This is a genomic window from Candidatus Paceibacterota bacterium (assembly GCA_035530615.1).
GTDB lineage: Bacteria > Actinomycetota > Actinomycetes > Nanopelagicales > Nanopelagicaceae > QYPT01.
Genome location: DATKUL010000001.1, coordinates 1 through 22,997 on the forward strand (window position 1 = coordinate 1; position 22,997 = coordinate 22,997).

Consider the following 22,997-nt stretch of genomic DNA (forward strand, 5'->3'; position numbering starts at 1 on the left):
AGACCCGAGGGTCCCTGGATTCCTTCAGGCCCGGATGGGCCGCTGACACCTTGTGATCCGGTGGCCCCGGTGGGCCCGCTTGCTCCAGCACTGCCCGATGGACCCGATGGGCCCTGGGATCCGGTGGCACCGGTTGCCCCGTCATTTCCTGCGACACCTTGAGGACCTGATGGACCAACCGGGCCCTGAAGTCCGGAAGGTCCTTGGGCACCGGTAGCACCGGTAGTTCCTGTTAATCCTGTTGGGCCCTCAGGTCCGGAGGGGCCCTGTGATCCTGTGGCACCGGTTGCACCAGTTCCGGCGGGCCCCGATGGACCCTGGGATCCGGTGGCCCCGGTTGCCCCGTCATTTCCTGCGACACCTTGAGGACCTGATGGGCCAGCTGGGCCCTGAAGTCCGGAAGGTCCTTGGGCGCCAGTAGCACCGGTAGTTCCTGTTAATCCTGTTGGACCCTCAGGTCCGGAGGAGCCTTGGGCACCCGTGGGACCTTCAGGGCCAGAGACCCCTGTTCCTGAACCCGCTGGTCCCGCTGGTCCCGATGGGCCTGCTGGACCTTGCGCTCCTGCCGATCCCGCTGCTCCTGACGATCCTTGTGGACCAGATGGGCCGACTGGACCTTGAGTACCTGCTGGGCCTTGTGGTCCAGATGGACCTTCCGTGCCAGTTCCGCTTCCAGATGGACCGGATGGGCCTTGCGGACCCGCTGGGCCGGATGGACCACCCGAGCCCGCTGGACCTTGCGGACCCGCTGGACCGGATGGACCGCCCGCAGGGCCGGCTGGACCCTCCGGACCGGCTGGGCCCGCTGGACCTACAGAACCACTACCTCCAGGGCCCGCTGGACCTTGAGCTCCACCTGGACCTTGCGGGCCCGCTGGGCCTTGAGCTCCATTGGTGCCATTCGCCCCAGCAGCCCCGGGTGGTCCCGATGGTCCTTGGGCCCCGATTGCCCCGATTGCGCCGGTTTCACCCTTTTCCCCTTGGACCCCTTGTGGACCCTGAATACCTTGAATTCCATCAATTCCCTGGAGGCCTTGGATTCCCTGTGCTCCGATATCACCCGCGGGTCCTGCGGGTCCCGGTGGGCCAGGCGGTCCGACTTCTCCCTGTAAACCCTGTGCTCCCGTGGCACCTCGTGCACCAACGACAACCGCTGTTCCGGTAATTCCAGCAACCGCATTAGAGATTGCTGCGGCTCCTCCGCCACTTCCCGAAGATCCCGCCGATCCTGTAGAGCCGGACCCGGTAGATCCGGAAGCATTGATGGGTCCTTTGATGGAACTAGGTGACTTGGAAGGCGAAGGTACAACAACCGTTCCGCTCTTACTGTCAACAAAAATAGGTGGTTTTAAACTCGATGAAAATCCTCCGGAAGCCTTCGCCGAAACGATCGGTCCGGCTAATCCAAGAGAGGTGATGAAAGATTGAGATTCTGCCGCATTTGCACTTGTGGCTGATAATCCAGAAAATGACAAAATAAGAGCCAAAAACAATGATAATTTGATTTTAGGCGCGCCAAACCTTGCGTTGTCAGCGCCTACCCATGTTTTTGCCATGGCTCCTTTGACCGATCAGGGGTGATCGGTTTGCGCGTAGTGTACGGGGAATATTCGGAAATTACTTACCTAATTTCTGGGGAAGACCCCCCAAAAAAGCGAGAGGTTGCCAACCAATGTCCCTCGGATTGGCAAAATGCATGCTCCGCCTGTAGTTAAGGACTCCGTTTACACGATGATTCAAGGACCTCTGGTTTAAGGGACTTGGCACCTTCGAAAACTCGCCTGACTTCCGAAAGCGCCATGCCAGCATTAAAACTTACAAGTGCGTTGGTTAGTCAATCCACCTTCCGTCACATTCATCTCACTCTTCCTTACTCTTCTTTCAAAAGTCTTGTTGCGAGTGCCGGTCTAATTTTCCAGAGTTTTATCAACTCTTGATAGCGTGCCACGTCATTTGAGTCAGGTACCGCGCCTGTCTTGACGGCACGAATCAACAAGTTGCGGGGCGTGTGTTCTCCTCCAACAAATTCGATCACTTCAGACCGATATCCGACGAGCTTAAGAATGTGGGCCCGGAGCGCATCCGTCATCAGGTCCGCGAACCGCTCCTTTAGAAGTCCATGTTTCATAATTACTTGCCAAGGATCCGGAATCTCGACAATTTGCGCTTGTAAATCATGGTGGCAACATGGCGCTATAAAAAGCAATTTCGCATCATGTTCCACCGCCCACGCAATAGCGTCATCAGTTGCGGTGTCACACGCATGTAATCCAATAACCACATCTACCCGTTCGACTTTTGCCTGTGAAATTTCCTCGGCCCGGAAATGAATTGACGAGTCAACTCCCAGTCGCGATGCAATCTCCTCATTTCGTTTCCGTGATTCTGGACGAATATCAATTCCGATAACCTCCACTTCAATGTCAATACTCTTCAAATACTGATGTACGGCAAAGGTGAGATAGGCGTTTCCGCAACCAAGATCAACAATTACTAGAGGCGATTCTTTCGTGGGTATTGCTACATGCCCCGCTTCTAGTGCGTTCTTGAGAGTCGGAGCAAGCAACCGCAGGAATTCCTCCACTTGGCGGTACTTATCTTGTCTTGTCGGCTTGATGACTCCGTGCTTATCAGAGATCCCCACTTCTCTAAGAAACGGATCATTCGAGTCTAGAAGGCGACTTTTCGATCTGTCATGATCAAGAACTTGTTCATTGTCGCCACTTTCGCGATGTATCAATGGACGTTCCTTCTTGCTGATTCGAAGTGACATTGATCCCGAAGTTTGCTCCACCAAGATGTTTGAGAATCCGCTCGCAAGAAGTTCTTCAATATTCAACTCCCCGATTTCAAAATTCTTCGTTTGAGTTTGGCGTCCATTATTTGAGGCGACTTGCAGAAACAGTTTGCCCTTTAATTGAACTGGGCGAATATCAATGCGAAGAGCAGGTGGCGTCATGGCACGCCTCGAACCAGAGAGCACCGCTCTCACTAGAGATTCGGGGTTTCCTATTAGTGCAGCAGCCTCTGAAATCGCTTCATTCAATGGCGCACTCATGCACTCAAGTTACCAAAAAAGACGTGGACACCTAAGCCTCCGAGTTTACTTGGACGCAAAGTGATGGTGCCTCCGTGTTCCCGAACGATTGCGAAAATAATGCTCATGCCCAATCCAGACCCGCCATTTTCGCGAGAACGCGAACTATCAAAGCGCTGGAAATTCTGAACACCCTCTTTATAAGCACTCTCCGGCAGCCCTGGACCACCATCTTCGATGAGCAGACTGATGCCATGCTCACTTCGGTTGAGTCCCACGTTAACGGAGGCATCCGCTGGAGTGTGTCGAGAAATGTTTGCAAATATGTTTGCGAACAATCGCTCAATGTGCGATTCCGAACCCTTAATGATCAGGTGATCCTCAATATCATGCGTTATTTCTCTGTTTTTATTGAAGGTCGAAAAGTCCGATAAATGTGAGCGTAACAATTTGGAAAGGTCCACATCCAGAATTTCTTCCGTTGGTACGTGGCCGAATTCGGCAAGGAAGAGAAGATCAGCAATCAGAGTCTCCATCCTTAAGATCTCAGAATTCACACGGCTAAAAGCGCGCGCCCTTTGTTCTGCGTCGACCATTGACCTTCCCGAAAGCAACTCCACGTAGCCTTTTACCACCGTCAACGGAGTGCGCAACTCGTGTGAGGCATCGCCTAAGAATTCCTGCATCCGCTTGGAGGATAGTTCTTCAATTTCCGCCGTCCTTCTCAAGGAAATGACCATGCGATGCAAGGACTCTGCGAGCTGATCCACTTCAGAGTTTCCCTTAATGGACGGAATGTCAATGTCCATGTGTCCGAGGGAGATCTCCTTGGCCGATGAAATGAGAATCTCGATTTTCTTGGTGTCCCGTCGAACCAAGAATGCCGTCATAGCGATGCTAGAAATGAGTGCAAGAAGAATGAAAATTGAAAGTCGAATCAAATCACTTTTGTATCGGGCATCAACTTCCTTGAGCGAAACCGCGACGACTAGATACTCCTGGTCGGATAAATTGATGGTGCGCATCCGATAAGTCTCGGGACCGCCATGTGTCACAGGTCGGGTGAGGCTCTGTTTGCGCTCGCGAGCCGTGGGGTTTGGAACGACGCTCAACTTAGAATCATTCAAAATCGAGGGCGGCTGTCCATAAAGATAATAGACAAGCGTTAATGCAATTTCACTTTGCTGTGCTGAATAAAGGGCTTCAGAGAGCGCGGCATTTGTACGACCGTGGACTGAAGTCACAACCTGAGAAAGGGAATTGTCGAGGAGTTCAACCTCGGTATCGCGCGTGGAATTTATTGCCAAACCGCCGATTACAAGAGTGCTCACAACCGTCACAATTGCGGAAGCAAGAGTGAGGCGTGAGCGAAGTTTCACTTCTTACCTTGTGGCTCGAGAATCTGGAAGCCGATGCCCCGAACTGTCTTGATCCCATCAAAATCATCCGAGTGAAACTTTCGCCGCAGGTAAGAAACATAGGTATCCACGACTCCGGTCTCGGATTCGAAATCAATGCCCCATACCGAACTCAATAAGTTGGATTTAGTAAGCACGCGACCTTTGTTTTGCATCAGATACTGCAGTAAACGGAACTCCGTCTTGGAAACTTCAATGAGATCCTCATTTAAATAGACTTGATAGGTCTCTTCATTCAGAGAAATTGGTCCGCAGGTAAGAACCGAGAATTCCGCCGCTTCGCGTCGAGTCCTGCGAAGAATCGCGTGGATCCTCAATGTGAGCTCTTCTAAACCAAAGGGCTTTGTCACATAGTCATCCGCGCCAATACGTAGACCCCGAGAGATGTCTCCGCGATCCTTGCGGGCGGTTAGCATGAGTGCTGGCACTAGATCCTTGTTGGACCGCACCCTTTCCAGAAAATCGAAACCGTCCATCACTGGCATGTTCACGTCAATCACCAACAAATCGGGTTTCGCTTTTCTCATGACGCTGAGAGCGCTCATCCCATCTTTGGCGGCGATAGTGTCAAACCCACCAAGCCGCAGGGCATCGGTCAAAAGTTCACGAACGCCAATCTCATCATCGACTATCAGTATCAGTGGCTTCTCCATTGGGACCTCCTGCGCTGAGACTAACTCCCCCACTACCCCATTGCATGAAAGAATGGGATTTCCGCAAAGCCGCCAGAGGGTTTTCACAGAAAACACACAATGTCAGGGTCCAAAATCATGCCATAAAGCATGACAACTTTATCAACGTAAAGTTCTACCCTCGAGTTCCAACGTTAGGGAGTTATCGGATGAAGACCAAGAAGTTTCTTACTGCCACACTATTGAGTGCTGGTCTCGTTGCGGGCTCGCTCACTTCGGCAAGTGCCGCAGATCCCACTCCCACGCCATCAGCGTCGGCAAGTGCGTCCGCGTCCGCAAGCGCGTCAACTTACCAAGCCCAGTTGGAGGCGTACAAAATTGCCTTGGCTGCATATAAGGCTGAACTGGTTAAGTATGAAGCAGATATGGATAAGTACCTTGCCGCCTGGAAAATCGCCAATGAGCAGTATCGGTTAGCTGGCCAAGCGATCAAGGTAAAGCGCAAGGCAGTAAACACAACATTCCAAGCCGCAGTGGCCAAAGTAATCGCCGACTTCAAGACCGCCATGGTCGCAGCGACCACGGCAGATCAGAAGAGTGCAGCTGAAACAGCCCGCAAAGCAGCAATTGCCGCAGCGACAGCTGCACGAAAAACATCATTGGATGCGCTTGGACCCGAGCCTGTTCGACCATCAAAGAAGGATGCCTTGGCCAAGTTGGCTTTGCCGGTCCAACCGACAAAGCCCATTGCGCCGGTTAAGCCAGTTGCACCCGTTAAGCCCTCTTCTTCAAAGGCTTCAGTAAATGGCGAAAAATCAAAGAAGAACAATAAGAAGGATTGAATCTTCCCCTAAAAACGACCCGTACCTCTCAGGTGCGGGTCGTTTCCTTATGCGCGGAAAATCTTCCCCGGATTAAGAATTCCGTTGGGATCCATAGATGCTTTGATACCCCGCATCACTTGCACTGCCTCTATGCCCGTTTCGGCTGTCAGAAGATCAATCTTTCCTGCCCCGATTCCGTGCTCGCCGGTACACGTCCCACCCATCTCAATAATCTTCAAAGTCATCTCGTGTACCAACTCGCGAATTGCTACTAATTCTTCTGGCTTCGTAATATCCGTCATCAATTGCGAATGAAAATTTCCATCAGCTACGTGACCAAGAATTGTGTAGGGAAATGGCTGCCGCGAGAGCATTGCATCGACCATGGCGACAGCTTCGGCAAGTTTCGACGGCGGAACCGCCATATCTGTGCTCACTCCTTTTTTCCCGGGGTTTGCTGCCGCGGCGGCGAAATGTGAGTTGTGCCGTGCCTGCCAGAGCTTGCGACGTTCGCCCTCATCGCTCGTCCAAACGAATTCAGTACCGCTGAATTCAGTAACAATTTCCTGCACGATGCGCGCATCCTCGGCAACACTCTCCGGACTTCCGTGGAATTCAAAAAAGAGCGTGGGGGACTCGGTCAACGAGAGGTGCTCGTGCGCATTCAGATTTCTTATGCAGAGCGCATCCAAGAATTCACACCGCGCAATTGGGACACCGGATCGAATGATTGCGGATGCTGCTGCGACTCCATCGTGCAACGTTGGGAAACAGACAACGGCTGCCGCCATTTTCTCTGGGATGCCAAACAGGCGAAGACTTAGTTCGGTGATCACCGCCAGCGTTCCCTCTGAACCTACGAGCAATCGAGTTAAGTCATATCCAGCAGAAAGCTTCCGCGTTTCACGACCTGTCCTGATAATTGTCCCATCTGCCAGAACGGCAGTCAGAGCCATGACGTTTTCTCTCATGGATCCGTAACGCACCGTTGTCGTGCCGGCGGCTCCCGTCGCTGCCATTCCGCCCAATGTCGCGTCCGCCCCGGGGTCTACTGAAAAAAATATGCCCTGGCTTGATAATTTCTCATTGAGCATCACCCGTGTGACACCAGCTTGCACTCGAGCGACGAGGTCATCTGGTCGGATTTCAAGAATCCGATTCATATTCGTTAGATCAAGACTTACTCCGCCAAATATTGGAACAACGTGACCTTCCAAAGAAGTGCCCGCTCCAAAGGGCACGACGGGGATTTTCTCCACGTTGCAGTAAGCCAGAACACGTGAAACCTCTTCGGTGGAATTGACCATGACTACAGCTGAAGGCCGGGCAGGGGTAAATGCCGATTCATCATGACCGTGTTGATCAAGTACTGATTCATTTGTCGAGATTCGCCCATCCACGATGCCCCGAAGATCTTCCAATTGGCGAGAATCAAGTTCGACGCGAGTAACTATCATGGGCGAGAACTCCGTTCTAAAACTTGCAAAAGATGTTTGTAATTCTCTCCCGTTGCCTGTGACATTGCGATCTCACAGGGTCTATTGGCGGAGGAGTACTCTGAGAATGTTCGACCCTTGATTTCGTGTGCCTCAGCAAAAGTAGCAGATTCGGTGAGTTCCGGATGAAGCAGACCACGGTCGCCGCCGAAGCCACAGCACGCCCAATTTTCTGGAATATAAACTTCATCCGCAACAAAATGCGCGATTTTAGTCATGCTTTCATTGAGACCTAATTGCGTGCCCGAACAAGTTGGGTGAAGCGCAATTGAAGCGAGCTTTTTATTCACATTTAGGCGAGGCAGTATTCGATCTACAATAAAAGAGAGAGCATCTAATATTTCAGCGCCACTGCGGTCCTCATCCTCGAGACCCATTAATCCGTCCGTACAAGAAGTAGCATCGCAAACAATAGGAATTTTGCGGTTTTTTGAGGTCCCTAAAATCCGTTCCCTTGTGACTCTGCTCATCACTTCATAGCCACCCGTAAGTCCTTTTGACTTCCATGGAGTCGTGCAGCAACTCCCCTCGATTCCTTCCGGAATCATGACTTCGACCCCAGCACGAGCGCAGAGCGCCAGAAAGGCGTCCTGAACATTAATTTCTCCTGAGGGTGCTCCAAAAAGAGTGTTGACGCAGGATGGAAAATAAAGGATCTCTGCTTTCTGATTATCGATCGGCTTGCGGGCGGACCCACCTCCCGGAAGTCCTTTGTTCCAGAGTGGAAGCCGATCTTCTCCAACACCCATTCTCAAAAGGCGATTCACACCGATGATAAGAGGTGCAGGTGATTTCTTCGCAACACTCAACACACCGGAAAGAAAAGTGGTGATGGGTCCCCAATTCTTCGCAACTCTCTCTCCCACTTTCTTAGGCGTTTCGCTTTGCTGTTCAGCCCGAAGGCGTTTGACGAGAGTCCCCGTATCAATGTGGACTGGACATGTCACGGCGCACATGCTGTCCGCCGCGCATGTTTGGACGGCATCGTAATCAAAACGACTATTGAGTTCGCCCACCAACTCCATATCTCCAGACTTTTCGGCATCGACAAGCGCGCGGCGCAGCACAATTCGTTGACGTGGAGTGAGGGTTAAATCCCGACTCGGACAGACTGGTTCGCAGTATCCACATTCAACACATCGATCTACCTCAACATCTACAGTTGGGCTAACTTTCAAATTTTCGATATGAACAAGATGATTTTCACTAATCAGTACTCCGGGATTCAAAATATTATTGGGATCGCACAACTTCTTTATTTGGAGCATTACTTCATATAGTTCATCCCCGCACTGCCGACGAAGGTACGGGGCCATGATTCGACCAGTTCCGTGCTCCGCCTTGAGAGAACCACTCTTCCCTAAGATCAAGGAGACCATATCTTCCGTAAAATGCTGATAGCGCACCAGTAATTCAGGGCGATCGAAATTCTCATTTAGAAGAAAATGAAGATTCCCATCTTTGGCATGTCCAAAAATCACACTTCCTTCGTAATTATGTTTGTTGAGTAATTCTCCCAGCGCAATGGTCGTCTCATGAAGAGCATCCATTGGCACGGCAATGTCTTCGAGTATCGCCGTGGTACCTGATGGACGATTTCCCGCTACGGCCGCGTATAAACCTTTGCGTGCATGCCACAATTCCTTGCGAATCAATGGATCTCGCGACAATGTGACCGGCCTTATTGGCAAGCTAGTAATTATTTTCCGAGCAACTTCGAGACTTTGAGACAATTCATCGTCCGTAACAGATTGGTACTCGAGAAGCAGGGCCGCGTGATCAACAAACTGAACACCTGCGAGAACGGAGTCCGCCATATGTTCACGCTGAGCGACAACGAGCGATGAAGTATCCAATAATTCGATAACCGCAGCACCGGATCGTTTTAGATCCGGCAGCGATCGAGTCGCATCCTCTAGGTTTTCAAAAATGAGCAAGCCCGTTGCGAGTTTAGGAAGGACGGGAATTGTATTAAACACAACCTCAGCTATGAACGCCAAGGTACCTTCGCTACCCACTATCAAATGGGCGAGTAGGTCGATCGGTTTGGAATAGTCCAGAAATGAATTAAGAGAATAACCCATCGTGTTCTTGATGGAATACAGGGAACGAATCTTTTCTACAGAAGAATCACGATCATGAATGCGCTTGTGCAAGGCTAGAAGGCCTTCATAGAGCAGAGGTTCGCTTGCTCTAAGTTTCTCATTGGCATCTGCCTGTCCTGTGTTGATCACCGTGCCACTAGGAAGCACGAGCGTCATAGATTTGAGAGTGGAATAAGTATTGAACTCAGTACCACAGGACATTCCGCTTGAGTTATTGGCGACCACTCCCCCGACCGTACAAGCTACTTCGCTAGCGGGGTCAGGACCCAACTTCTTACCATACTTGGCAAGGGCTGCGTTTACTTGACGAATCGTTACGCCCGGTTGTATTCGCACCTGATTGCCATCGTTTAAGACTTCTACTTCCTTGAAATTCCTTCGCGTATCAACAAGTAATCCCGATCCAACTGCCTGTCCACTGAGACTCGTGCCACCTGAACGAAATGTAACTCCAATGTTCTGCTCTTTACTTGCTCGCAGGATGTCACCCACCTGTGTAGCAGTCTTGGGCCGCAGAACTAGTTGTGGCGTGAGTAAGTAGTGCGATGCGTCATTTGCCATAGATTTGCGGTCAAAAATACTGTTGAGAACCCCTCCGGGCAGAATGGTCTCCAGCGTTTCTGTCAGACTCTTACTCGTCACCGTCACCCCTCGTGAAATTCAAATACATGTTCAGTGCAGGATATTAACTGCACGAGCAAAGACCAAACCGACCATCAAAAGTGCCGTCATGGATTGAAGTAGCATCAACATTTTCGCCCATCGGCTTAGCGGCATTACATCGGTGGGACTGAATGCGCTGGCATTTGTAAAGGAGGTATAAAGGTAGTCAAAAAAGTTTGGGTGCCAGGTGTGAGGCGCATATAAAGGATCTGACATTTGAGGGAATATGAAATCAGGGTAAGGGTGAACAGCTTCCGCCCTCTTTCCTGGGCCACCGCGGTCCAACTCCCAGTACCAAAGTCCAAAAACCACGACATTCGTGATCCAAATTGAGCCACCAAATCCCAAGAGGCTGCGAGCATCGGTGACATTCTGCGTAATAATCGCGTCTATCAATTTGATTGCGGACGCCGTATTTGAGAGTGTCATGGTGGCAATCAGAACAAGTCCAAAAGCCCGCGTTGTTGGAACATGACTGGAAATGCGTCGCGGGTTAATCACCAGCAAGGTCAGGAGAAATGCTGCCTCTATGTAACAAACCAGAGTTTGAAATGAGAGAGAAAGATTATGTGGGAGTGAGTACTGCAAGCCAATGACAAGTGAAACGACGAGAAGAACCGGCCACCTGTGTTCGCCCATATGCGGGCGGTGCCAGTGCGGCCTCAAATCTGCCTGATCATTTGCTTGCATCGTGGTCGAGGGTACCAATAAAGAGCTTTCACTGACGAAACCAAAACGGATGGCTATAGTCTTTCCTTCTCTTTGATTATCCTGGGTGAATAACTCAGAAGGCAGAACCTATCGCGACGAAAGAAGTTCCTATGAACGCTTTGGTGGAATTCAATAAGATGCTTGCCGGTCGGATCACAACAATGGTTGGCACAATGTGGTGTGCCTATCTATTCGCACTAATAGCCTTGATTTCTTTACCTGGCGCCATAAGAACTCACGACACGATAGTGATCGTCTCATGGGTCGCCCAGACCTTCCTGCAACTTGTCTTGCTCTCCATCATCATGGTGGGTCAGAGTGCTCAGTCCGAGAGCGTAGAGCTGAAAATAAACGAGACTCACGAAGCGAGTTTGGGAGAATTCGAATTGGCGAAAGAATCTCGCGAAATCGCCAATCGCGAACTCAAAGAGCTCAAGGTAATTTCGCAAGAGGTGCATCGGCTTCTTCGTGAAATCGAAGGTAGAGTCAAAAATTCTCAAAAATAACTCGCCAAAGCTTATGGCAGACTACCTCCCATGATTTCGACGACCGCCTGGATTCTTACGATCGGCATTCTAAGCCTGATAATCCTCTTTGATCTTGCGCTTGCCATTGTCCGACGCAACAAAGAGACTTCGCTTCTAGAAGCGAGCTTTTGGACAGTCTTCTACATCGCTACAGCCATTGTCTTCGGAATTATGTTGCCAATGTGGTCATCGGAGCAAGGACAACAAGAATTCTTTGCAGGTTGGCTCACCGAGTATGCACTTTCAGTAGATAACATCTTCGTTTTCATCATCATTCTTGGCCACTTACATGTCAAGAAGGAGAAACAACAACTCGTTCTGTTACTTGGAATCATGTTGACGATCCTCATGCGTGGGGCGCTTATCCCAGTCGGTGCCGCACTCATCTCTCACTTTTCCAGTATTTTCTTTCTATTCGGTGCGTTTCTCATCTACTCGGCATACGAACTTGCGAAGGAAAAAGGCGACGATGACGAATGGAAAGAAGGCCGCATAGTCACGAAGATGAAGGAAAAGGGAATTAGTACCTTCACTATCGCTCTCGTTGCCCTTGGTTTAACCAACCTGGTCTTTTCGCTTGATTCAATCCCCGCGATCTTTGGATTAACAAAGAATGCCTACATTGTTACAACCGCAAATATTTTCGCCCTTATGGGGCTACGCCAACTTTATTTCTTGCTCGAAGGACTTCTCACGCGATTGATCTATCTATCTAAGGGTCTCTCAATCATTCTGGCCTTCATCGGAGTGAAGATGATTCTTGAGGCCATGCATGGGGTGGGTATTAACGAGGTCGTTGGACTCCACGTGCCCGAAATTTCTCTCAATTTCAGCCTTAGTTCCATCTTGACCATTTTAATAATTACAACCGTTGCAAGTCTGACAGCAACCCGCGGAATTGCGGGGGCCGAGTAGGAGCGACTATTCCGAAACAGCCTTCTTCCGAAGACTGTCATGAGCAATCTCTTTGTCTCGCTCATGAATTTTTCGAATCTGCAATTCAAAGTTCTTTATGGCAAGATCAAAGGCCGCCACGTCATTGAACGCCGCGGCTTGCGCTCTCAGAAGCGGGCCCACTCCATGCGAAGTCAATATGACTCGGTGCGAAAATTTTCCCTGTCGCGGATTTCCTTCGTGGATAATTTCAACTTCAACGCGATCAATCACCACACTAAAGCGGTTCATTGAATGCAATTTCTCTTCGACAATTTTCTTAAAGTCTTCTGCAAGTTGAGCTTGGCGAGCGTGGATTACGATTTTCATTCTTCACTCCCTGTCTCCGATACCTACAATGCCACAAAGCAATAGGTGGTGGTAGGTCTTCCACATAAAAAGAACTGAGAGTTTTCACATAATATAAATAACTTAGGCGTCTTCAAACTCATCTTCGTCTGACCATACGCTCTGGGGTTCGTCTTCTTGTTTTTCTACCCATGACAGGAATGAGCCGACCGCGCGGAAAGAGAGCATCGTTAAAGCAACTATGCCTGCGATCCTCCGAGCGACTTTTAACATAGGGATAAAATACTCTACTTCTGAGTCACTCGCCCGCTCATTAACAGTTCGCCTCACGCATTTTCAAGCGCTTGAGAAATGTCATTCCAAAGATCCTCAACGTTTTCACACCCAACAGATAGGCGTATCAAGGTTTCGGGAACCGAATGACTCTCACCAGACCACCTCCGTCTTCGCTCCCAGAGAGACTCAACGCCACCCAAACTTGTCGCGTGAGTGATGACTTTAGAAGCCTGACAGACTTTCTCCGCCTCTTCCGGTCCTGAATAAAGAGTGAAAGAGAGGACCGCCCCGAAGCCACCCATAAACGCGCTCGCACGCTCGTGGAACTTGTCACCAGCAAGACCGGGGTAAAAGACGTTCTCAATCTTTGGATGACGTGCAAGTCGTGAGGCAATTTCAAGAGCGCTCGCCTGTGCTTTTTCGAAGCGAACTGGAAAGGTGCGGATTCCGCGAAGCGCCAACCACGCCTCAAATGGACCTGGGATAGCGCCCCCAATCCTTCTCGCATCATCTAGTCTGGCAAAGAGCGCAGGATCAGTCGTTGAAATGGAACCCAGTATTACATCGCTATGCCCAGCCAAATATTTCGTCACCGAATGAACCACCATGTCGGCACCCATCGTGAGGGGTCTCTGTCCAAGGGGTGTAGCAAAAGTGTTATCTACCGCAACCCCACAGCCTGCCGATTTCGCAGCACCTATTAGACGAGGCAAATCGGCAACAGACATCATCGGATTAGTTGGCGACTCTAACCAGAGCAGAGCGGTTCCAGGAAGTGCAGAAAGAACTTGCTCCGTATTTGCTACATCGACGTACCGCACCTCGATCTTTCCAGATGCCTCCAAAGTCTTGAGCAAAGTCATGACTCCGCTATAGCCTTGATGTGAGGCAGTTACCACCGCGCCCGCAGGCAAAATCGAAAAAACCGCGCTAATCGCCGCCATACCTGATGAGAATGCAAGTGTGGGTCCACCCTCCAACGCTTGGATTGCACTCTCAAGGTTGGCCCACGTTTCATTGCCGTATCGCCCGTATCCAATAAGTCCGCCAGCATGAAATGTTGAACTCAATGTAATTGTGGAATTAATTGAGCCGTCAGATATACGCGCCGGTCGACCCGATGTTATGGCAAGGGTTTCTGGGTGAAAAGATTTTTCCTCTTTCATGAAATAGCTACCACCATTCGCTCGACCGCCTCTTCCAGTATGGAGTGACTCGTTGCAAAATTTAAACGTACAAACTGCGAAGTATGGGGACCAAATGAACCCCCCGAATTCAACGCCACCTTTCCCCGCTCTAATAAGACAGATGAAGGATTGACGCCCAAATTAAGATCCGATAAATCTAGCCAAGCTAAGTAACTATTCTGCGGAATTCGATATTTGATTTGAGGAATTTTTACTGAAAGAAGTTCTGCAAGATAATGACGATTCGAATCCAATGTGGCAATAACGCCATCTAGCCATTCATTCCCTTCTTCATACGCCGCCGCGGCAGCGAAACCACCTAAGAGTGAAGCGCGATAGTGTGTGGCCTTCGGAAGCCCTTTGAGCACTGAATCCATGGCCTCGCTCTGGCTAATAGTTAACGCACATTTAAGGCCAGCGATGTTCCACGCCTTGCTCGCGGCAGTAACGACAATTCCAACGGACTCAGCCTCAAAACCCAGGGAGAGAAAGGGAACAAAAGTCGCCTCTGAATATGTAAGTGGTGCATGAATTTCATCGCTAATCACGACTACCGAATACTCATGTGCAAGTTTGGCAATGCGCCTTAGTTCTTCCTTTGTAAATACTCGACCAAGTGGATTCTGTGGATTGCAAAGCAAGTGAACTTTGGCACCCTTCTTGTATGCACTTTCAAGAGACTCAAAATCTATAAACCAACCACTCTCCCGCTCAACAAATGGGACATCAATCTTCTCGAGATGAGTCTCATCTATCCAGGTGTAAAAATTATGATAGACCGGTGAATTCACAACCACAGTGTCACCCGGCGTTGTGATCAACCGAAGAACTTCAACCACCGCTACGCCCACATCCGTCGCAAGATGAAATTGGTCTACGTCAGCACTCCAGTCCCATCGCTTCTGGGCAAACTTCACAAATGAAATGGGCAATTCAGGAATCGGACCAAGATAACCAAGATCGGAGTGAGAGACCATATCCAGCAAAAGATCACGAATTGGAGCAGCAATGGGGAAATCCATTTCCGCCACAGGCAGTGGCAGTACATCGCGGGGATACTCACGCCACTTTTCGCTGCGATGAGTTCTTAATTCTTCTAGAGATGGAGCCCGTACTTCTAGCGACGTCATCCGTCTAGTATCCCATCTCTGAGACATGTAAGCCTAGGCATTAATTCTTCGAGTCGAATTCCGAACGATCAGTGTCGTAGGTAAAGTAGTAGATGAATAATTAGTATTGGGTTTCTTAATTTTCTCCATAATTGCCTGAGCGGCCAATTCGCCCATGAGCTGTACGGGTTGCTCCATGGTTGTCAGATCCGATATTTCAGCCATTTCGTGGCCATCGAAGCCGACAATGGAGATGTCATCGGGCACCTTTATGCCATGTCTACGACATGCTTGCATCGCACCCAGCGCCATTTCATCAGATTCGCAGAAAATTGCAGTGGGACGATTTGGTCTTGCGAGTAGTTCATCCATGGCGCGAGCGCCTCCATGCATGGTGAAATCCCCGTGCACTTCACGATTGGGCACCCACTCCAAACGATTCTCCGCCAGAACTTGCATGAACCCCATGCGTCGATCTTGCGGGACACTAAAATTAAATGGATCATCTGGGCGGCCAGACATAAGAGCTATTTCTCGATGACCTTGATTAACCAAATGTTGCGTAGCGGTACGCGCAGCAGCTACATCGTCGATTGCAATGCTCGCGCAACCCTCATTGTGCATACCAACGAGCGCGATGGGAATTCCCAGACTCAACATTGAATCAAATTCCTCTTTAGTCGGGGGAAGACTTATCACGATGATGCCATCCACCCGACCCTTCAACAATTGATGTTGGAAAAGCCGCTCTCGACCCTTCATCTGTCCGAAGTTGTAAAGCAACAAGTCATACCCAGCCTGACGCAGCGCGTTCTCGGCCCCATGAATAACATGAGAAAAGTACCAATTGGATATGTATGGGGCGACAACTCCGACGCTATGCATACGGCCAACGGTTCCTGATGATTTCTCCTTCTCCAATGGATAATTCAATTTCTCGGCTGCGCGAACAATTCTTTCGCGAGTTTCGTCACTTACATGATGCAAACCGCGCAAGGCTCTGGAAACTGTCGCGGTGGAGACCTCCGCGAGGGCCGCAATCTCCTTAATCCCAGCCATGTAGCCCCAATCTCTCTTTTTCTGCAAAAGAAGAACCCATTTTCAGCAATTTTCAGACCAATTGGTTAAAAATAGAGCAACCCTGTAACAAAGAGCAAGAGAAGCCTTAGATTATCTTCATGAATCAGCAAATCAGAACGACCATCGATCTACAACTTGAAAATCGCAACCGCGTATCTACCTTTTTCCGGCTTATCCTGGTAATTCCAGTTGCTATATACGCCAATGCGTTTGGTGATTACTACAACACAGATAATTATCTATCTGCTGGAATATTTGTGCTCCCTGTCATTTTAACTCTACTTTTTGTCGGGACATACCCCTCATACGTATTCAGTTTCAATAAGAGCATTCTTGCTCTCGGAGTGAGAATTTCAGCTTACGTCTTTCTACTCACGGATGAGTATCCATCCATCGAAGCGAATGAAAAATTTAATGTGGAGTTTCCAGAGATAGATGGGGGAAAGTCTCTGAGCCGCGGATTGCCACTTGTGAAGTGGCTCCTTGCCATCCCTCTTTACTTCGTCGGTGCGGTCTACGCCATTTATGCGCTGATGTTGACGATTGTCGCTTGGATCACCATTGTGTTCACCGGAGAGTATCCAGAGTGGTGCGCAGCAGGAGTCATCGGCACAATCGGCTATTGGAATAGAGTCGCTGGATATGCCTTTGTTCTCGTCACTGATGAGTATCCAAGTTTTTCTCTCTAAAAAAATTGGGTATATGAGATGACGTTTAGCACTGCCCAAATGAAACGTGCGGTTGCCGAAATATGTGAAGCGGATCCAAAGTTTATTCCGATCGTAGAGGAGAGTCCGCTTTGCAGAATTGGCTACAAGCCATCTACGGTCTCTCACTTCGAGACACTTGTTGAATCGGTCATCTCTCAACAACTCGCTGTTCGAGCAGCCGACACCATTCACGGGCGCCTAGTCTCTTTGGCAGGAGGGAAAATATCGCCGGCTAGAATCGCCAAATTAACTGAGAGCGATCTTCGAGCAGCCGGACTCTCAGGTGCAAAGGCAAAAACAATTAAGGGGCTAACCCAAGCAGCGTTGAGCGGAGAAGTGCCGATCAACAAACTTCACCTGCTTGACGATGAAATTGTCGATGAGCAATTGAATTCCCTCTGGGGGATTGGTCCGTGGACGGTCGATATGTTCATGATCTTTCAACTGGGCCGCATGGATATCTGGCCAACTGGTGATCTAGGGGTTCGACGTGGATGGGAAAGAATCCACCGATTAAAAGAAGAAATCGAACCAAAGAAACTCCACATCAAGGGCGAGAAGTTCCGTCCGCATAGGAGTATTGTCGCCTGGTACTGCTGGCGTGCGATTGAGGACAAATAGACAAACAAGATAAGTGTATGTGGGCTCCGATTGGATTGAGACCGAAGAGATTTATTTAGGCTCCAGAAACATTGAAACCGAATTAATACACCAGCGCTGATCTGTTGGTACGTCATACCCTTCGCCTTCAAAGACGTGCCCGAGGTGCGAACCGCAAGAAGCACAACGAACTTCAGTTCGAACGCGCATGCCGAGAGAGCGATCTTCTAGCAAAAGGACTGCATCATCTTTAGTTGGCGCATAGAAAGATGGCCACCCGCATCCTGAATGAAATTTCGTATCGCTCCGAAATAATTCTGCACTGCACGCTTTGCATCTGTAGATTCCCACAGTCTCGGTATCTACATACTCGCCCGTAAAAGGTCGCTCTGTTGCACCGTGCCTTAAGACATCAAAGGATGTCGGATCAAGGTTCTCCTTCAATTTCTTTTCATCGAGAGAAACAGGAAATGCCGTTCCATCGGGGCGTGCGCTCTCCATAAAGTTATTTCACACTTTCTATGGGACTGGCTGGATATAGAACTCCAGTACTTGAATGACAGTCGTACCCGCTGGGGTTCTTCATCAAATACTTCTGGTGATACTCCTCAGCGAGCCAATATGTGTTGCCATCAGCGAGCGCAATTTCGGTAACGATCTTCCCGTATCCGGCCTTTGTGATTTCTCCCTGATAAAGATCACGCGTTACCTGCGCAAACTCCATTTGTTCAAGCGTTGTTACAAAAATAGCACTTCGGTATTGAGAGCCGATGTCATTGCCTTGCGCGTTGAGGGACGTTGGATCGTGCATGGTCCAAAACTCCTCGAGCAATGCTACGTACTCGATCTGGCTCGGTTCAAAGACGACTTTGACGGTTTCGGCGTGCCCAGTGACGCCGGTGCAAACCTGCTCATAATTTGGATCAGGGCGAGTCCCGCCCATGTAGCCGACACTCGTTTCCTTGACTCCCTTGAGTTGCCAGAAACGACGTTCGGCGCCCCAGAAACATCCAGTGGCAAAGTAAGCGCTCTCCAACATGGTTGTATTCTTCCCCAGTCTCATAATTGCGCCACTCACTGATAATCTCGACCCATACAGGGCCCCCGGTTGCCAGGACGAGCAGACCAGGGCCCCCGTAGCTCAGGGGATAGAGCACCGCCCTCCGGAGGCGGGTGCGCAGGTTCGAATCCTGCCGGGGGCACTTTCGGCACAAAAGAGTCGATCCATCCAGTAAGATATCTTGAAAGCGAGATAAATCACGCTCGCCGCGGAAATCTTTTCGTCAATCTCCTTGTTAATGTGAGCGGGGTCAGGGAGAATTGGTCTCTCGGATTCCGTACATTGAGTCCTTAACCATGTTTTGGGGCAATGTAGCCGCCGCAAGGAATATCCCAAGGAAGGCTAGGTCTATGGACTGGCGACATCAATCTGCATGCCGCGACGAGGATCCCGAGCTTTTTTTCCCTGTCGGTAACACTGGTCCTGCCATTACCCAGATCGAAGAGGCTAAAAAGGTCTGTCAACGCTGCATCGTCAAAGATGCCTGCCTCGCCTGGGCACTGGAGAGTGGTCAAGATGCCGGGGTCTGGGGTGGCCTTTCCGAGGATGAGCGTCGAGCTCTCAAGCGTCGGGCAGCCCGAAACCGGGCACGACTTATGGAGCAGAGCACTTCGATTTAACCGGTGTACCCCGGAATTGCCTTCTGGGTGAGAATTAAAGTGGGAATTTGACTAGCGCAGACGTGCCCTCAACTCCTGAAAGCAGTTTCAGTTCCCCTTTGAGCTCGTTCTCGGTAAGAGTTCGGACAATCTGCAAACCCAAATTCGACGAAATGGCCAGATCGAAGTCGGTCGGCAACCCAACACCGTTGTCGAAAATTCTGATCGCGATTTCACCCAAATCTCTCTCCACAACTATCCGCAGAGCATTCCCCTGCGTGGCCAGTCCATGTTCCAAGGCGTTATGGATGAGTTCGGTAACCACGAGTGCCAATGGGGTGGCAAGTCTGGGTTCAAGGGTCCCGACATGTCCTTCTCGTTCAATGGAAATTGTATTGACCCGCGGACTGAGTTCGCGAGCATTTGAAATAAGCCGATCGAGGACTTCATCAAATGCCACGGTTTCTTCAGTACTCCCAGAGAGGGTTTCGTGGACCATAGCGATCGAGCCGATGCGGCGCACCGCCTCCTCAAGTGCTGCGCTCGCGGCTGGATCTTCAATTCTTCGTGATTGCAGTCGGAGGAGTGCCGAAACGGTCTGCAAATTATTTTTTACTCGGTGGTGCACCTCGCGAATCGTTGCATCCTTCGTAATCAATTCCTTATCGCGGCGACGTAGTTCCGTAATGTTATGCAATAACACAATCGCGCCGATTCGGTCATTACCTTGAATCAGCGGCATTACAAGTAAGTCGATGGTGCCATCCTCATTTTCACATTCGACTCTCTTTAGAGCTTTCCCACTCAAAGAACTTTTCAATCCCTCTTCATGTGCATCTCGCCGTGTCTTAGTCACTGACTCCGCAACTTCGCCTAATGAATAACTCTCCAATTCGTTTGCCCATCCGAGACGGCTAAATGCTGAACGCGCGTTAGGACTCGCATAGGAAATTACTCCGTTGACATCAAGTCGAATCAATCCATCCCCAACACGGGGTAGCGGATCAAATAATGAAATGGCATCAGGATATGGGAATGTTCCTTCTGCAACCATTCGATACAAATTGTGAGCGATTTCTCTGTAGTTAAGTTCGAGGCGGCTAGGAGACCTCATTAAATCCGCATTGCGGTGACGTGAAATCGTCGCAATCACTTGACCTTCAAATGTGACCGGAATTGTTTCTTCCTTAATCATTAACTCGCCGACTTGCTCGGGCTCTGAGTCGCGAATGATCTCGCCATTAGAGAGAGCGGCATCTATTCGCCCACGGATTCCCCAAGCAATTTCGTCACCGATGACATCGTGAGCAAAGACAGTTGCAGCCGTCGTAGGTCGAATATGCGCCACAGCTACATGTCCGGTTGGCCAACTTTTACTATCTTTCCGAAGTGGTACCCAAAGGATCAAATCTGCAAAGGAGAGGTCGGAGAGCATCTGCCAATCTGCCGTCAATTCATGGAGCCGATGAATTTGCGCAGAAGTTAAGGCGCTTCGCCCCTTTACGAGATCATCCAACTGTCCCATGTGACTACTCTCTCACGCCTTCCAGGTAGGAAGGTAGGTGACTAACTCTTGGCTGGCATACCAAGTTAGTTCAGGTTCTTCTGATTCTGAAACAAGGATTGATTCAACTTGCGACCACGCTATTTCCGAGCGGAGTTGAACTTGGTCACCTACCGTGTCACCTATCTGACCATGTGCGAGATCTACGGCTAGAACAAATCCCATTGCTTGCGGAGATTCCTGCCCACTTCGGGATGCCTGCGCAGCACTCCAAGAAAGTTCAAATTCCAATTCCTCTTCGTCAAGTTCAGAATTCGCCTGAGCAAATTCTGTGGTCAGAATAAAGGCAGTACGAAAAGGAAAGGAATCCTTTTCCAGCAATGCAGATAATTCATCGGTGGTTACTGCTATATATGCTCGCATGCGAGAAGGATATAAGAGGTTAACTCGTTACATCGACCGCAATCTTGGCGATTGACTTTCGAAGCTGACCTTTTTCGCCGATTTCAATAAGACTGGCGCGCTCACGCTCCGCCTTTATGACCGATCGACTGTCCCGCGGGAGGGAGTAGATCCGATACGGCTTGAGGGATGTAATGGCGGAGTTGAAATGACTCTCTCTTTCGTCACCTCTTTTCCCACCTTCTTTCATATTGAGTAGAACGCTGATTCTGGCTCTAATTGTGACCTGATCAAAATTCTTTGCAAGTAATGTCATTCGATGTATCCCCAGGACATCTGCCTTTCCTACTATCCAGAGTTCATCTGCGCGTTCGCACGACCAATGGATCAAAGTCGAGGTCCAGCGCCTATCTGTCAGCGAATCTGAAACTCCGTCGATAGTACCCAGATCGATGACAACGTAATCATATTTCTCTGTAAAACTATCAAGGTATTCCGGCAATTGAGAAATTCGAGATTGTGTGAATTCGCTTAAACTTAATCGCTGTGCAATTATCCGCGCATCAAGATCGGCATCCAGTTTATGCTGGGAAAGAAGCACAGCCATCGAAGGATGTCGAACATCTGCATCCAAGAGAAGCGTCTCCTTGCCTAATAAACTCAACTCCACTGCCAGATTGATTGCCACGGTTGTGCATCCAGTTGAACCTGAAGGCGTACCCAGCGCGATGACCTTCGCCCTTCTCGTGCCGAAAATGTGAGGTTCTGCCTTTCTGAGCAACGGAGCGCGAACATAACTCCTGATGATGTTAAGTAATTCAGAAGCATCGTTTGGAATTGACAGAAGCCCCGAATATTCCGAGTGCTGATGCAAGTCTGTAGCGAACCCCACCACCTGCCGCAAAATTCCTTGCAGATCCGCAATCGCCCTAGGGGTCAGACCTGAAAGATCCGGAGAATAGATGAGGATGATATTTTCGGTTTCACTCGAAGATTTCGTTAGATAATTTGAGAGAGAATGGGCATCTAGAGCACGATGGATGACATTCCAGCCCTGACTAAATAATGTGCTAGCGACAAATCCCTCCAATTCAGAATTCGCGATAGCCGTCACGATGAGTGGAAGCGCTATTTCAGCCATATACCCGTACCACCACAAAATGGCCCGACGACATCGACGTCAAGAGGCGAAAAATATTCTTACTACTAGCTGAGATCGTGAGCGAAAGATCTCCGCCTAAATTCTCCCCCTTTCGATTGATTCCCAAAATTGAAGTCCTGGAAATCACAAGTGATGGAAGTTCTACAGCTCCTGAAAGTTGCGAATCACCCACATGATAGAGATTCACAATCTCCCCTACTGATATATCGGCTGGCAGATCTGACAGGTGAATCTTGACGGGCACTGCGTTGATATCGAGTGACGTACTTCGCGAGCTAACGGAACTCGAAGGAATTAGTTCACCCGCTCCTAAGGGCCGGAGAACACGAAACTCACGCAAATCACGATCGGCCCTCACGTAGAGGGAGTTTCCTTCTGGCAACGAAACACGTTGGGTACGAAGATCCGAAGCAGAAATTCTCGCCCCGGCCGCTAGGGGGACTCGAGTCGACCAGATCAGAACTGTGCGATTAGCGAGAGATGAAAGTATGTAGGCCGAAGCGAATGATGCAACGATCAGGGTAATGGCCATGATGTTTTTGGATTGATTTCTTTTCTTGGTGTTTCTCATAGTTGGCAACTAAAGGGCTATCCAGTCACAACCCACTATTGGTTTCCACACTCATCCAAACGGATGATGAATTTCTCGTCCG

General features: G+C 49.7%; 23 protein-coding genes and 1 tRNA gene. 7 read left to right on the forward strand and 17 right to left on the reverse strand.

The window, feature by feature from the left end:
- The 4 genes from VMW30_00005 to VMW30_00020 form a co-directional block, all read right to left on the reverse strand.
- Nucleotides 1–1,556, reverse strand: a 1,556-nt coding sequence (locus VMW30_00005) for a hypothetical protein (protein HUW86749.1), incomplete at its 3' end; no start/stop codon positions are given.
- Between the two features lie 314 nt (nt 1,557–1,870).
- Nucleotides 1,871–3,058, reverse strand: a complete 1,188-nt coding sequence (locus VMW30_00010) for an SAM-dependent methyltransferase (GenBank protein HUW86750.1) — start codon at nt 3,056–3,058, stop codon at nt 1,871–1,873.
- The gene (locus VMW30_00015; protein HUW86751.1) at nt 3,055–4,416 is read right to left on the reverse strand and encodes a histidine kinase dimerization/phospho-acceptor domain-containing protein; all 1,362 of its coding nucleotides are present in this window, start codon (nt 4,414–4,416) and stop codon (nt 3,055–3,057) included. The genes VMW30_00010 and VMW30_00015 overlap by 4 nt, the downstream gene beginning before the upstream one ends.
- Nucleotides 4,413–5,108 carry a response regulator transcription factor gene (locus tag VMW30_00020; protein ID HUW86752.1) on the reverse strand — a complete coding sequence of 232 codons (696 nt, stop codon included), beginning with the start codon at nt 5,106–5,108 and terminating at the stop codon, nt 4,413–4,415. Before VMW30_00020 ends, VMW30_00015 begins: the two co-directional genes overlap by 4 nt.
- A 188-nt stretch (nt 5,109–5,296) precedes the next feature.
- Here VMW30_00020 and VMW30_00025 point away from each other — a divergent pair, with 188 nt between their 5' ends.
- Nucleotides 5,297–5,929 carry a hypothetical protein gene (locus VMW30_00025; protein ID HUW86753.1) on the forward strand — a complete coding sequence of 211 codons (633 nt, stop codon included), beginning with the start codon at nt 5,297–5,299 and terminating at the stop codon, nt 5,927–5,929.
- Nucleotides 5,930–5,976: 47 nt separating this feature from the next.
- Here the strand turns inward: VMW30_00025 and VMW30_00030 are convergent, their stop codons facing one another.
- Genes VMW30_00030 through VMW30_00040 form a run of 3 tightly spaced genes read right to left on the reverse strand, consistent with a single transcriptional unit; the run spans nt 5,977 to nt 10,865 of the window.
- A complete protein-coding gene (locus VMW30_00030; protein ID HUW86754.1) occupies nt 5,977–7,368 on the reverse strand; it encodes an FAD-linked oxidase C-terminal domain-containing protein in 1,392 nt (463 codons plus the stop codon).
- On the reverse strand, nt 7,365–10,154 hold the full coding sequence (locus VMW30_00035) for an FAD-binding and (Fe-S)-binding domain-containing protein (GenBank protein HUW86755.1): 2,790 nt from the start codon (nt 10,152–10,154) through the stop codon (nt 7,365–7,367). The genes VMW30_00030 and VMW30_00035 overlap by 4 nt, the downstream gene beginning before the upstream one ends.
- 30 nt (nt 10,155–10,184) lie before the next feature.
- Nucleotides 10,185–10,865: a hypothetical protein gene (locus VMW30_00040; protein HUW86756.1), complete on the reverse strand. Its 681-nt coding sequence runs from the start codon at nt 10,863–10,865 to the stop codon at nt 10,185–10,187.
- 131 nt (nt 10,866–10,996) lie between these two features.
- On the opposite strand from VMW30_00040, the gene VMW30_00045 reads away from it, so the two are divergent.
- Entirely contained in the window at nt 10,997–11,392 is a 396-nt protein-coding gene (locus tag VMW30_00045) for a hypothetical protein (GenBank protein ID HUW86757.1), read from the forward strand.
- A gap of 30 nt (nt 11,393–11,422) precedes the next feature.
- Nucleotides 11,423–12,328: a TerC family protein gene (locus VMW30_00050; GenBank protein HUW86758.1), complete on the forward strand. Its 906-nt coding sequence runs from the start codon at nt 11,423–11,425 to the stop codon at nt 12,326–12,328.
- A 6-nt stretch (nt 12,329–12,334) separates the two neighbouring features.
- On the opposite strand, the gene raiA is transcribed toward VMW30_00050, so the two are convergent.
- The 4 genes from raiA to VMW30_00070 form a co-directional block, all read right to left on the reverse strand.
- Nucleotides 12,335–12,676: a ribosome-associated translation inhibitor RaiA gene (gene raiA, locus VMW30_00055; protein ID HUW86759.1), complete on the reverse strand. Its 342-nt coding sequence runs from the start codon at nt 12,674–12,676 to the stop codon at nt 12,335–12,337.
- 305 nt (nt 12,677–12,981) lie between these two features.
- Nucleotides 12,982–14,097, reverse strand: a complete 1,116-nt coding sequence (locus VMW30_00060) for an aminotransferase class I/II-fold pyridoxal phosphate-dependent enzyme (GenBank protein HUW86760.1) — start codon at nt 14,095–14,097, stop codon at nt 12,982–12,984.
- Nucleotides 14,094–15,248, reverse strand: coding sequence for an aminotransferase class I/II-fold pyridoxal phosphate-dependent enzyme (locus tag VMW30_00065; GenBank protein HUW86761.1), 1,155 nt, complete (start codon nt 15,246–15,248; stop codon nt 14,094–14,096). The genes VMW30_00060 and VMW30_00065 overlap by 4 nt, the downstream gene beginning before the upstream one ends.
- Nucleotides 15,249–15,281: 33 nt before the next feature.
- Nucleotides 15,282–16,286 carry a LacI family DNA-binding transcriptional regulator gene (locus VMW30_00070; GenBank protein ID HUW86762.1) on the reverse strand — a complete coding sequence of 335 codons (1,005 nt, stop codon included), beginning with the start codon at nt 16,284–16,286 and terminating at the stop codon, nt 15,282–15,284.
- 119 nt (nt 16,287–16,405) lie between these two features.
- Between VMW30_00070 and VMW30_00075 the strand changes: the two genes are divergently transcribed.
- Nucleotides 16,406–16,996, forward strand: a complete 591-nt coding sequence (locus VMW30_00075; GenBank protein ID HUW86763.1) for a DUF4389 domain-containing protein — start codon at nt 16,406–16,408, stop codon at nt 16,994–16,996.
- 18 nt (nt 16,997–17,014) lie between these two features.
- Nucleotides 17,015–17,638, forward strand: a complete 624-nt coding sequence (locus tag VMW30_00080) for a hypothetical protein (GenBank protein ID HUW86764.1) — start codon at nt 17,015–17,017, stop codon at nt 17,636–17,638.
- 51 nt (nt 17,639–17,689) lie between these two features.
- Here the strand turns inward: VMW30_00080 and msrB are convergent, their stop codons facing one another.
- Together msrB and msrA are read right to left on the reverse strand one after the other, a co-directional pair.
- A complete protein-coding gene (gene msrB, locus VMW30_00085) occupies nt 17,690–18,118 on the reverse strand; it encodes a peptide-methionine (R)-S-oxide reductase MsrB (GenBank protein ID HUW86765.1) in 429 nt (142 codons plus the stop codon).
- A 4-nt stretch (nt 18,119–18,122) separates the two neighbouring features.
- Complete coding sequence (msrA, locus tag VMW30_00090) at nt 18,123–18,656, reverse strand: peptide-methionine (S)-S-oxide reductase MsrA (GenBank protein HUW86766.1); 534 nt, start codon at nt 18,654–18,656, stop codon at nt 18,123–18,125.
- 91 nt (nt 18,657–18,747) lie between these two features.
- On the opposite strand from msrA, the gene VMW30_00095 reads away from it, so the two are divergent.
- Nucleotides 18,748–18,819: transfer RNA gene (locus VMW30_00095), tRNA-Arg, on the forward strand.
- Between the two features lie 208 nt (nt 18,820–19,027).
- Nucleotides 19,028–19,297, forward strand: coding sequence for a WhiB family transcriptional regulator (locus VMW30_00100; GenBank protein ID HUW86767.1), 270 nt, complete (start codon nt 19,028–19,030; stop codon nt 19,295–19,297).
- Nucleotides 19,298–19,331: 34 nt separating this feature from the next.
- Here VMW30_00100 and VMW30_00105 read toward each other — a convergent pair whose 3' ends face one another.
- From VMW30_00105 to VMW30_00120, 4 genes are read right to left on the reverse strand one after another with little or no spacing between them, the layout of a single operon-like run.
- Nucleotides 19,332–20,801: a sensor histidine kinase gene (locus VMW30_00105; protein ID HUW86768.1), complete on the reverse strand. Its 1,470-nt coding sequence runs from the start codon at nt 20,799–20,801 to the stop codon at nt 19,332–19,334.
- A gap of 12 nt (nt 20,802–20,813) precedes the next feature.
- Nucleotides 20,814–21,203, reverse strand: coding sequence for a hypothetical protein (locus VMW30_00110; GenBank protein ID HUW86769.1), 390 nt, complete (start codon nt 21,201–21,203; stop codon nt 20,814–20,816).
- Between the two features lie 19 nt (nt 21,204–21,222).
- Nucleotides 21,223–22,323 carry a hypothetical protein gene (locus VMW30_00115; GenBank protein ID HUW86770.1) on the reverse strand — a complete coding sequence of 367 codons (1,101 nt, stop codon included), beginning with the start codon at nt 22,321–22,323 and terminating at the stop codon, nt 21,223–21,225.
- On the reverse strand, nt 22,316–22,915 hold the full coding sequence (locus tag VMW30_00120) for an SAF domain-containing protein (GenBank protein ID HUW86771.1): 600 nt from the start codon (nt 22,913–22,915) through the stop codon (nt 22,316–22,318). Before VMW30_00120 ends, VMW30_00115 begins: the two co-directional genes overlap by 8 nt.
- Nucleotides 22,916–22,997: the final 82 nt, after the last annotated feature.